This window comes from Allokutzneria multivorans (genome assembly GCF_039537405.1).
GTDB classification, from domain to species: Bacteria; Actinomycetota; Actinomycetes; order Mycobacteriales; family Pseudonocardiaceae; genus Allokutzneria; species Allokutzneria multivorans.
In genome coordinates, this window is sequence record NZ_BAABAL010000023.1 from 18,017 (window position 1) to 31,014 (window position 12,998).

At 70.7% G+C, this 12,998-nt stretch carries 2 protein-coding genes; both read left to right on the forward strand.

All coding sequences use genetic code 11. The features are described from left to right. Positions 1-4 precede the first annotated feature (4 nt). Positions 5-5,752, forward strand: coding sequence for an SDR family NAD(P)-dependent oxidoreductase (locus ABD798_RS33875; protein WP_344884491.1), 5,748 nt, complete (start codon positions 5-7; stop codon positions 5,750-5,752). Then, positions 5,749-12,909: a beta-ketoacyl synthase N-terminal-like domain-containing protein gene (locus ABD798_RS33880; protein ID WP_344884494.1), complete on the forward strand. Its 7,161-nt coding sequence runs from the start codon at positions 5,749-5,751 to the stop codon at positions 12,907-12,909. Before ABD798_RS33875 ends, ABD798_RS33880 begins: the two co-directional genes overlap by 4 nt. Positions 12,910-12,998 lie beyond the last annotated feature (89 nt).

Consider the following 12,998-nt stretch of genomic DNA (forward strand, 5'->3'; position numbering starts at 1 on the left):
GAGCATGTTCGAGGACTTCGCGCCCGCCGTGCCGATCGCCGTGGTGGGCCTCGGCGCGCTGCTTCCCGGCTCTGACAGCACAGCGGGCTTCTGGCGCACGGTCGCGGGCGGTCACGACCTGATCGACGAGATCCCGGTGGACCGCTGGCTGGTCGAGGACTACTTCGACGCCGACCCGCTCACTCCGGACAAGACCTACGCCAAGCGCGGCGCGTTCCTGACGCCGACGGAGTTCGACCCGCTGAACTTCGGAGTGCTGCCGAAGAACCTCGAACAGACCGATGCCGCCCAGCTGATGTCGCTGATGGTCGCCGAACGCGTGCTCGCCGAGGTCGCGGGCGGCGATCCGTCCACTTTGGACCGTGAGCGGACCGGCGTCGTGCTCGGCGCCTCCGCGCTCAACCTGGTGGGAGCTTTGGCGCAGCGGCTGTCCGCGCCGGTCTTGAAGCGGGTGCTGCGCGCGCAGGGACTCCCCGAGGACATCGTGCGCGAAACGGTGACGCGGTTCCTCGACCTCAACCCTGACTGGGGCGAGGCGAGCTTCCCCGGGCTGCTGACCAACGTGATCTCCGGCCGCATCGCCAACCGCTTCGATCTGCACGGCATGAACCACACCACAGACGCGGCCTGTGCCAGCTCCTTCGCCGCGCTCAACACCGCGATCGAGGAGCTGGCCTCCGGGCGCGCGGACATGATGCTGGCCGGGGGAGTGGACACCGCCAACGAGGCGTTCATGTTCATCTGCTTCTCCAAGACCCCCGCGCTGTCCCCGACCGGTGACTGCCGCCCGTTCTCCGACCAGGCCGACGGCACCATGCTCGGCGAGGGCGTGGTGATGTTCGCGCTCAAACGCCTCGCCGACGCCGAGCGCGACGGCGACAAGGTCTACGCGGTGATCCGCGGCGTCGGCACCGCCTCCGACGGTGGCGGGACCGCGATCTACGCCCCCGTTCCCGAAGGTCAAGCCCTCGCGCTGCGCAGGGCCTACGAGCGCGCTGGCTACTCACCGTCCACTGTGGAGCTCGTCGAAGCCCACGGCACGGGAACCAAGGCCGGTGACGCGGCGGAGTTCGCCGGGCTGCGCTCGGTGTTCGGGCCGGAGCGCGAGGACGCCCAGTGGTGCGCCCTCGGCTCGGTCAAGTCGCAGATCGGCCACACGAAGTGCACGGCAGGAGCTGCCGGGCTGCTCAAGGCGATCCTCGCGCTGCACCACCGCGTGCTCCCGCCGACGATCAAGGTCGACGCGCCGAACCCCAACCTGGAGATCGAGCGCAGTCCCTTCTACCTCAACACCGAGGCCCGCCCGTGGGTGCGCGGAGACGACCACCCCCGGCGCGCGTCGGTGTCCAGCTTCGGCTTCGGCGGCAGCAACTTCCACGTCACGGTGGAGGAGTACGTGCCGACCGGCTCGGGCTGGGCCGAGCGCGCGCCGCGCTCCAGGACCGCCGCGACCGAACTCTGGCTCTTCAGTGCCGGAACCCGCGAAGAGCTGGCCACCGACACCTCGATCTCCGCGCGGGAGAGCCAACAGCGCTTCGACCCCAAGGCCCCGTTCCGCCTCGCCGTGGTCGCAGCTTCGCAACCCGACCTGAAGACCAAGCTCGCGCAGGTCGCCGAGCTGGACGACCGGCCGTTCACCGCGCCCGGCCTCGCCTACGCCACCGGCCCGGCCGAGCTCGGCGGCGTCGCGTTCCTGTTCCCCGGCCAGGGCTCGCAGTACGTCGGCATGGGCGCCGACCTCGCGATGCAGCTACCAGCTGCCCAACGTGCTTGGGACCGTTATGGCACAACGGAGTTCGACGGCACTCCGCTGCACCACGTCGTGTTCCCGCACCCCGTCTTCTCGGACGCTTCCCGTGGGGAGCAGCAGGCCCGGATCACCGCGACCGAGTGGGCTCAGCCCGCCCTCGCCGCGCACAGCCTCGCGCTGCTCGACGTGGTCCGAGCCCTCGGCCTGCGCCCGGACTGCGTCGCAGGGCACAGCTTCGGCGAGCTGACCGCGCTCCACGCCTCCGGAGTCCTCTCAGCCGAGGCGTTGCTGTCCACTGCCCGCCGCCGTGGCGAGCTGATGCGCGACGCCGCGCGGACCACCGCCGGGGCGATGCTCGCCGTGACCGCCACCCACGACAAGGTCTCGGACGCGATCGCCGGACTCGACGGCGTGTGGATCGCCAACCACAACGCCCCCGAGCAGGTCGTCCTGTCCGGCACCACCGCCGGGATCGCTGCCGCCGAAGCCGCTCTGAAGGGCGTCACCACCCGCCGCCTCGAAGCCGCTACCGCCTTCCACAGCCCGGTGGTCGCCGACGCTGCCGCTCCGTTCGCCTCGTTCCTGTCCACTGTGGACATCGGCGCGGCAACCGTCCCCGTGTACGGGAACACCGACGGCGGCACCTATCCGTCCGAAGTGGACGAAGTGCGCGACCGCATCGCCGGGCACCTCGCCGCCCCCGTGCTGTTCCAAGCCCAGATCGAGGCCATGTACTCGGCCGGCGTCCGCACCTTCGTCGAGGTCGGAGCGGGCAGCACGCTCACCGGCCTCGTCGGCCGCGTGCTCGGTTCGCGCCCGCACGTCGCCGTGAACCTGGACCGCCCCCGTTGCGACGGTATGAGCACCGTGCACGAAGCCCTCGGCCGCCTCGCGGTCGCCGGGGCCGAACTCGACTTCGCCGTGCTCTGGGAGGAGTACGGCCCGGTACCGCAGCCCCACCGGAAGGACGGCGCACGGATGACGGTGAAGATCGACGGCGGGGTCTACGACCGCGCCTACCCGCCCAAGAACGGCGCCCTCACCCCAGCCCCGGCCACCTTCCCACCTCCGGCCGCCACCGGCCCGGCTCCTGTCCCCACGTCGGTCATGGCACCCGCCCCCGCGCAGTTCGCGACTTCGCCGACGAACGCCCCGACCACCGCGTTCGCCCCAGCGAACGGCCACGGACCCGTGGTCTTCCCGACCCGCACAGGAGCCGACTCCTCGATGCTGTCCCTCCTGGAAGAGACGCAACGCCAGGCCGCGCTTGCCCACGCCGACTACCAGCGCCAGACCGCCGAGGCGCACGCGGACTACCAGCGCCGTGTCACGGAGAGCCACCTCGCCTACCTGCGCATGTCCGAGCTGTCCCTGTCCGCCCTCCTCGGCTCACCCCCACCGATCGCCGCACCCGTCCCCGTCGCACAGCCCCCGCTGCAACCAACCCCGATCACGTTCCAACCAGCCCCTACGCCCCAGCCCGCACCCGCCGTCATGGCGCCGCCCCCAACCGCCGCCCCCGCGCCCGTCCCAACCCCAGCCCCGGCCACAGTCCCGGTGGAAGCGCCACATCTGTCCGAAGTGGACATCGACGCGAAGATCCTCGAAGTCGTCGCGGAACGCACCGGCTACCCGGTGGAGATCCTCAACCTGGACATGGAGCTGGAGTCCGACCTGGGCATCGACTCCATCAAGCGCGTGGAGATCCTCTCCGCCTTCCGCGACCAGACCGGCGACCTCCCGGACAGCGACATCGCCGAGTTCGCCGCCGCCCGCACGCTGCGCGAGGTCGCCGAGAAGGTCCGCAACCTCGGAGGCGGCTCCCCAACTTCCGTCGAAGCCCCCAAACCCCAGCTCAAGGTCATCGGCGAGCTGGTAAGAAGCGTGCCGACAGCCGTTTCCGCCGCTCCGGCGGGGCTCGCCGTGGCGGGTCTCTTCGACGGCCCGATCGCGGTCACCGACGACGGCACCGGCCTGGCCGAAGCTCTCGTCACGGAGCTGCGCGCGCACGGCTGCACCGCCGAGATCGACGCCGAGAACGCGACCGGCCTGATCATCCTCAACCTCGCCGAAGTGGCACCCGAACAAGCCGTATCCCACCTGACCAGCGCGATCATGACCGCCTCAACCATCGCCGACCGCTGCAAGCTGCTCGTCACCGTCCAAGACACCGGAGGTGACTTCAGCGGCGCGCAAGGCAACCGTGCCTGGACGGCCGGGCTTTCCGGCCTCGCTCGCACGGCCGCTCGCGAATTGCCCGAAGCCGGAGTCAAAGCGCTCGACCTCGAACGCGGCGACCGCACACCCCGAGACCTGGCCAAGGCCATCGTCGACGAACTCCTCGAAGGCGGCCCCGACCTGGATGTCGGCCTTCGCGCCGACGGAACGCGCAACGCGCTCCACGTGCGCCCAGAACCCTTGACCAGCAACGACACCACGATGATCACCCAGGAGTCGGTGATCGTCGCGACGGGCGGCGCGCGCGGAGTCACCGCCGCCTCGCTCATCGAGCTGGCCAAGCGCCACCAACCCCGGATCGTGCTGCTCGGCCGCACCACGCTGAAGGTCGAGCCCGGCGGCCTGAGCGCCCACGCCGACGAGCCGTCGCTGGTCCGCGCGCTGGCCGCCACCGGGAAGGCCGACCCGGCCGCGCTCTCCGCGCAGGCCAAGGACATCCTCGCCGGACGCGAGATCCACCAGACGATCGCCGCGCTGGAGAACGCGGGCTCCAAGGTCCGCTACACCGCCGTCGACGTGCGGGACGAGGCCGCGCTGACCGAGGTCCTCAGCCAGGTCCGCACGGAGTGGGGACCGATCACCGGCATCGTGCACGGCGCCGGAGTGCTCGCCGACAAACACCTGGCGGACAAGGACTCCGCGCAGGTCGAGCGCGTGCTGAGCACCAAGATCGACGCGCTCCGGACGCTGCTGCGCTCCACTGTGGACGATCCGGTGGAGGTGCTGTGCCTGTTCTCCTCGGTGACCGGCCTCTTCGGCAACGCGGGCCAGGCCGACTACGCCGTGGCCAACGAGGTGCTCGACCAGGTCGCCGCCGCCGAGCTGGCACGCAAGCCTGGGCGCGCCATCCGCTCGGTCGACTGGGGGCCGTGGCACGGCGGCATGGTCACACCGCAGCTCGCGGAGCTGTTCACCGGCAACGGAGTCCCGCTGATCCCCATCGAAGCCGGAGCCGCGGCCTTCGTCGACGAACTGCGCCCGACAGGGCTGAGCAGGGTGTGCCTCGCCCAACAGGACGGCGAAGCCCCAGCTCCACCCGCGGTCCCCACGGAGATCGTTGTCAACGAGCGCCGAAACCCCTACCTCGTTGACCACACCATCAACGGCACCGCTGTGCTGCCGGTGGTGATGGCCGTCGAGTGGTTCACCAGAGCCACCGAGCGCCCCGTGACGCTCCAGAACTTCCGAGTGCTGCGCAAGATCGCGCTGGAGAACTATCAGGACGAAGGCGCCCGGCTGACCATCCGCACCAGCGGCGGAGACATCGAGCTCAGCGACGGCGTCCCGCACATGCGAGCAACACTGACCGCGAGCACGGCTCCCCGTGACTGGCCCGACCTGGCCGACTCCACCTCGCCGTTCATCCCCGAGCTCTACGACGGCTTCGCGCTCTTCCACGGCCCGCAGTTCCAGTCGCTGCGCAAACTGACCTGCGTCAACGACTCCGGGGCCAGTGCGGAGATCGTCGGAGCGACCGAGCTGGAGTGGCCCGAGGAGGCGTGGCGCACCGATGTGCCCGCGCTCGACGGGATGCTCCAGCTGGCGTGCGTGTGGGCCGGGATCGTCTTGCGGAGCGCGACGCTGCCCATGGCCATCGGCGAGGTCCGCACCTACGGCTCGGGTCCGCTGGGCACAGGGCGGTGCGTGGTCTACGCCGGGAACGCCGGAGCCGCGCACATAACGTGCGACGTGGTGCTCACCGACTCCAGCGGAGCGGTGCGCGCGGAGTTCATCGGTGTCGAGTTGGTGCGGCGACCGAGTTGACAGCGTTCGAACCGAGGGTGTTCGAGCCGATCGCCGTGGTCGGTCGGGCGTGCGCGTTCCCCGGTGCACCCGACCCCGACACCCTGTGGCGCAACGTCCTTGAGCGCAGGAGCTGCCTCACCCCGGTGCCGCCGGGCCGATGGCGGGTCGATGCCGAAGGTGTCCACAATGGAGGATTCGTCGAGGTCAGCGGTTCGACGGAGCCGCTCTACGACTGGGTCCTGCACGGCACCCAACGGGCGCTGAAGGAGTCCGGGGCGAGGCCGGAGGAGAGCGGCCTCGTCCTCGGCATCCTCCCGTACCCGCACGAGGAGGCGGCGAAGTTCGCCGAGCGCGTCTGGCGCGGCGAAACCCCAGGTGATCCACGGAACTGGTTCGCCTCCGGCTTCCCCGCCCGCCACACGGCGGTGACGCTGGGCCTCGGCGCGGGAGCGTTCGGCCTGGACGCGGCCTGCGCCTCCGCGCTCTACGCCGTCAAGCACGCGTGCGACCGGCTGCATGATCGAACCGCACGCGTGATGATCGCTGGTGCCGTCAACCGCGCCGACAACCTGTTCCTGCACAGGGGTTTCCAGGCACTTTCCGCCGCGAGCCCGACAGGTCGCAGTCGCCCGTTCCACCGCGACGCGGACGGCCTGGTCCCCGGCGAGGGCGCTGGTTTCATCGCGCTCATGCGCCTCGCGGACGCGGCCGCCGCCGACGTCCCGGTGCTCGGCGTGATCCGAGGCGTCGGCCTGTCCAACGACGGCAGAGCCGGCGGCATCCTCGCGCCGTCCCAACAAGGCCAGGAGCGGGCACTGCGCCGGGCCTACGAGCTGGCCGGGCTCGACCCCTCCACGGTGTCCTATGTGGAGTGTCACGCCACCGGAACTGCTGTTGGCGACGCCGTCGAAGCGCGCGCGATGGCCTCGGTCTTCGGCGAAGCTCCGGACGTGGTGATCGGTTCGGTCAAGGCCGCCATCGGGCACACCCTCGCCGCGTCCGGCATGGCGGGCATCCTGAAGGTCCTCGGCGCGTTCGAAGCCGGAGTGCTCCCCGCACAACCAGAACCCGTCGACCCGATCGACGCGCTGGCCGGAACCCCGCTCCGCGTGGCGGAAACGGCCGAAGAGTGGCGAGGCCCCCGCCGTGCCGGCGTCAGCTCCTTCGGCTTCGGCGGCGCGAACGCCCACGTGGTCCTGGAGGCGTGGCACTCCACCGGAGCCGGAGCCGGAGTCCCCGAGCCGCCACCGCCCGCACAGATCGCCGTCGTCGCGATGGGCGCCCGCGTCGGCAACGGCGAAAGCCTGGAAGACCTCCGCCAAGCCCTGGTCAACGGCACGCCCGGCCAACTGTCCACAGTGGACGTCGACCTGGACGGCCTCTGCTTCCCGCCGACCGATCTCCGCCTCGCCGAGCCCCGCCAACTCCTCGCCCTCGCGGCAGCGCGCGAAGCTGTCAACGGGGTCGACCTGCCAGAACGCACCTCGGTGCTCGTCGGCATCGGCGACTCGGCCGGAGCCGCGCGCTACGGCGCGAGCTGGCGCGGCGGCCACGACGAACAGCTCCTCGGAGCCGGAGTCGTCGGCACCATGCCGCACATCACCGCGCACCGCATCAACACGCAGCTCAACCTCACCGGCCCAGGATTCGCCGTGTGCGCCGACGAGGAATCCGGCCTGGTGGCACTGGACCTCGCGACCCGCGCCCTCCGCCACCGCGAGGTCGACGCGGCCGTGGTCGGAGCTGTCGACGTCACCACCGACGCCGTCCAACGCGCGGCCCTGCGCACAGAACACCCAGCTGACGCGGCGATCGTGCTCGTGCTCAAACGACTCGACGACGCTCAGCGCGACGGCGACCAGATCATGGCTGTGCTGAGCGAAGAACCGCCGCGCGCGAAGATCGACCACCTCGTCGGCGACACCCATGCCGCAAGCGGCTTGCTCTCCGTCGCGGCGGCCATCCTGCTCGCCGAACCCCGCCTGCGGATCTTCTCAGGAAGCGACCGCGCCGAAGTGATCAACGCGGCCATCGCCGGGCGCGAGTCCGACGTGGGCCCGGCCCGCCTCGCGGTCCACGGCGACGTGCTCGACCAGGCCGTGAAATGGCTTCAGAACAAGGCGATCCGGCCCAGGGGAGCGTCCTACCGGGACACCCCGATCGTCGGCGAGACCGCGTTCGTCTTCACCAACGGCTCCGCCGCCGAGCCGCACGCGGACGTCCTGGACCAGATCCTCGCCGCCGGAGCGCTCAGCGCGCGGCACGTGAAGGCCAGCCGACGACTCCTCGGCAACCCCGACGCGGTGATCGGCTACTCCTCCGGTGAGAGCGCCGCGCTCACCGCGATGGGGGTGTGGAGCAACCCCGTCGAGCACGCCGAGGCAGCTCGGCGGAGTGGCTTGTTCGACAAGGAGATCGGCGGTGAATACCTCGCCGTCCGCCGAGCCTGGGCCGCCCTGGGCATCAAGGGCGAGCGGTGGGCGAGCTACGCCGTCCCCGTGACCGCCTCGCAGGCGCGCGCCGCGCTCGCGGGGGAGACCGCCGTGCACCTCATGGCGATCAACACCCCAGACCTGTGCGTGATCGGCGGCGAGGCTGAGGCCTGCGCGAAGTGGCTCGTCCAGCACGACCTCAGCGGAGTCCGGCTCGACTACGACATGGCCGCCCACGCACCCGAACTCGCCGAGATCGCAGCGCGCTGGTGGGAGCTGCACCACCGCCCGACCACGCCCATCCCCGGCGTCCGCTTCTACAGCTGCGCCAGCGGGGAGCCCTACGAGCCCACCGCCGACTCGGTCGCGGCCGCCCTCACCCACCAGGTCTTGGGCACGATCGACTTCGTGCGCGTGATCGAACGCGCCTGGTCGGACGGCGTGCGGACCTTCGTCGAACACGGTCCACGCGGCCTCTGCACATCGTGGATCACCCGCACCCTGGGCGAGCGCGACCACCTCGCCCTCGCCATGGACACCCCGCTCTCCCAGGTCGTCGCGGACCTCGCCGCGGCGGGCATCGCGTTCAGGAACTCAGCGCTTGGGAATCCAGCCGAAAGGGCGAACGTCATGCGGCTCCCGGTAGAAACGCCCACCCAGGTGATGCCGCCCGCCCCGCCCCTGCCCTCGGTCCTCCGGCAGGCCCCGACCAGCCTCCGGGACCTCGTCACAGCGGCCCACCGCGCCGCGCTCGCCGGGCAAGCCGAGTCCTACCACCAGTTCCTCGCCTCCCACGCCGAAGCCGACCAGGCCTTCCTCCGCACACTCAGCGCCGTCTTCACCCGCCCCGCGCCGGTCGGGCTCCCCGGCCCCGAGTTCACACGCGCGCAGCTGGAGCACCTGGCACACGGCAAGGTCTCCGAGCTGTTCGGGCCGCTCTTCGCCGCGCAGGACCACAAACACCGGCAAACCCGCATGCCCGAGCCACCGATGCTGCTGGCCGACCGGGTCCTGGGCATCGACGGCGAGCCCGGCGCGCTGGTGAACGGCCGTGCGACCGGCACGATCTGGACCGAGACCGACGTCACCGACGACTCCTGGTACCTCGACGACTGCGGCCGGATGCCCGCCGGGCTGATGATCGAAGCCGGACAGGCCGACCTGCTGCTGATCAGCTGGCTCGGCGCGGACCTCGTCGGTGGCGAACGGGTCTACCGGCTGCTCGGCTGCGACCTCACCCTGCACGGAGCGCCACCCGCGCCCGGTGACACCCTGCGCTACGAGATCCACGTGGACGGCGACGCCCGGGTCTTCTCCTTCCACTACGACTGCTTCGTCAACGGAGAACTTCGCATGTCTGTCCGAAATGGACAGGCTGGCTTCTTCACCGACGAAGAACTCCTTGCCAGCGAAGGCGTTCAGTGGACCCCCGGCCCCACCGTGGTTACGACACCGCCCGCCCGCGCCGCGTCGTCCTTCACCTCCGAGCAGGTCACCGCGTTCGCAGAGGGCCGCCCAGCCGAGTGCTTCGGCCCGGACTGGGAGATCACCCGCGCCCACGTCCGCACGCCGCGAACCGGCTCCGGCCATATGCGCCTGATCGACGAGGTGACCGAGTTCGACCCGCACCGCGGCTATCTCCGCGCCACCGCGCGCGTCACGCCGACCAGCTGGTTCTTCGACGGCCACTTCCACAACGACCCCTGCATGCCCGGCACCCTGATGTTCGAGGGAGCCGTCCAGGCCGCGTCCTTCCACCTCGCCGCGTGCGGACACGCCATCGACCGCGACGGCTGGCGCTTCGAGGTCCAGGGCCAGGCCCGCCTCCGCTGCCGCCGCCAAGTCGCCCCCGCGGACTCCGAACTCGTCTACGAGGTCTTCGTCTCCGCCATCGACGAGTTCTCCGTCACGGCCGACGTTCTGTGCACTGTGGACGGTGTGAAAGCCTTCCACGCAGCGGGTTTGACCGTTGCTCTCGTCCCCGACTGGCCCTTCGACCACTGGCGCCGCCTCGGTCCGCCGCGCGTGCGGAAGGCGGGGGAGACCGTGCCGCTGCGCCTGCTCGGTGGCACCGTCGGCCACCCGGAACAGCAGGGCGGGCTCCACATGGTGCTCGCCTCCTCCTGGGGCCGCCAGGCCGAGGTGTTCGGCGAAGCTCGCGCCCGCTTCGACGGCGCGCTCCGCATGCCCCGCCTGCCCGGCCCGCCCTACCTCTTCGTCAGCCGCTTCGTCGGCGGCGACGCCCAACCCGGCGGCGAACGCGTCGGTGACACCCTCGTCGCGGAGTACGACGTCCCCGCCGACGCCTGGTACTTCGACTCCAGCGATCGGCCCGTCATGCCCCCCGCCGCGCTGATGGAGGTCGCCCTCCAGGTCTGCGGCTGCCTGTCGTCCATGACCACCAACGTCTCCGAGGAGCAGGAGAGCCTCTTCTACCGCAACCTCGACGGCGAGGGCACCGTGCTCAGCGCGATCACCCCGGCCACCGAGGTGCTGCGCACCACCGCCGAGCTGCGCTCCGTCTCCCGCCTCGGCAACATGATCCTCAACAGCTTCGTCGTGCACGTCCTCGCCGACGGAGTGCCCGCCTACCGCGCCACCGCTGTCTTCGGCTTCTTCCCCAAGCGCGCGCTCGACGAGCAGGTCGGCCTCCCCGGCGGCCCGCCGGAACAGCTGCCACCAGGCCGTTCCCTCGACCTCAGCGGCCTCGCCGACACCCCGCCCATGCTGCTCATGCTCGACCGCGTCACCGGCCACTGGCCCGACGGCGGCAAGGCCCGGCTCGGCAGGCTCCGCGCGGAGAAGGACGTCGACGCGGGGGAGTGGTACTTCAAAGCCCACTTCTTCCAGGACCCCGTGCAGCCCGGCTCGCTCGGCATCGAGGCGCTCTGCCAGGCACTTCGACTCCACCTGCGCGCCCAGGGCCTCAGCGCCCCCGGCCACGACCCCGTCCTCGTCAACCACGCGATGAAGTGGACCTACCGCGGCCAAGTCGTGCCCAGGACCGGCACCATGACGATGGAGGTCGAGGTCCTCTCCGTCCACCCCGACCACGTGGTCGCCGAGGGCTGGCTCTGGTTCGACGGCCGCCGCCTCTACCACCTGCACCAGTTCGCCATGAGCACCCGCGCGCCCAGCACCACGACCACCATCCACGCGGCCAGCACCGTCACCCCCAGCATCACCCCGAGCACAGGCAGCCCCCGCACGGCCACCGCAAGCACGGCCACCGCAATCACGGTCAGCACCGTCACCAACAGCACCGGCACGAGCACCGCCGACACGGTCAGCTCTGGCGCACACAACACCGCCACCACCAGTTCCGACGCGAGCAGCACCGCGACAGGCGCCGCGAACACGAGTACCGCCGACGCAGTCAGCACTGGAACACGCAACACCAGCACCCAAGCGATCAACGCCTACATCAACAGCAGCACCGTCGGTACAGACGCGGTCAACACCGACACCAGCGTGAACACCACCAAAACGATCAGCACTGGCGCACACAACACCGCCACCGCCGGTCCCGGCGCGAGCAAAACCAGCACGAGCAACGCCAGACCAGGCACCAGCGAGCCCCGCATGAACACCGTCGACGTGGTCAGCACCGAGATCCACCTCGATCCGGCCGATCACCCGTGGATGGCCGACCACGCCCCTGGCTGGGCCACCCCCGCGATGCCCATGCTGTCCATTGTGGACACCCTCGCCGACGCCGCGGCCCGCCGCACCGGCCGGGACGTGTGCGCCGTCCGTGACGTGCAGCTCCGCCGCTGGCTGCCCACCGACCGCCCGCTCCACCTGCGCACCGACGTGGAGCTGGACGGCGATACCGCGCGGACCACCCTGCTGACGTGGCGCGACGCCGCGACCGTCCACCTGTCCAGGTTCGAAGAGGTCGCGAGCGGAACCGTCCACCTCGGCCCGTACCCGACCACCCGCCCAGAGCCGTTCGCGCAGCTCACCGACGCGGTGGAGGAGGTCGACCCGTACACGAGCGGCGAGATGTTCCACGGCCCCGCGTTCCAGTACGTCACATCGCTGCGCGTCTCGGATGCCGGCAGCACGAGCGTGCTCGACATCGACCGTGGTTCCGTTCCCTACGGTCGCCTCCACCAGGGCCTGCTGGACGGGATCGTCCACGGCGTCCCGGCGCATCACCTCCAGCGCTGGTCGCCCGACATCGCCCCAGGTCGCGTCAGCGTTCCGCACCGACTCGTCGCGCTCTACCTCTACGAGCCGCTGCCCGCCACAGGCACCGCGATCTCGGAGATCCGTTTCGCCGGCCTGGCAGAGGGCAACCCACTACTACCGACCTTTGACATGCAGCTGGTAGTAGGTGGCCGAGTCGTGGCCCAGCTGCGACTCACCTACGTGATGATCCCGCTGGACCTGGGCGCGTCGCTCCCGCTCACACAGCGTCGCGCGTTCCTCCGCGATCGGCTGTACGTGCCAGGAGCAACCTTGTCCCGGCACACCGCCGAGGCGACGGTGCTCCAGGAACGCCACGTCGACGCGATGGACGTGACCCGAGGCTCCGTCGCGCGAGTGTTCGGCATCGACCCGGCTCTCCCTCGTGACCAGCGGCTCGTTGTTCTCGCGGTCAAGGAACACGTAGCCCGTTTGGTGGAAGTGCACCCGTACTTCGTCGAGACGGAAGGCGACAGCGCCCGCGTGAATGGCCGTTCCTACCCGGTGGAGATAGTCCGAGAAGGCGACCGAGTGACGGTCACATCGCGCTGACCAGCCGATTTGACTTCTGATCATCGCCTACGTAACTTTCTCCAGGCCAGCGCGGCACGGACCACTTCGGACCGGGCCCCTGCAGGTAG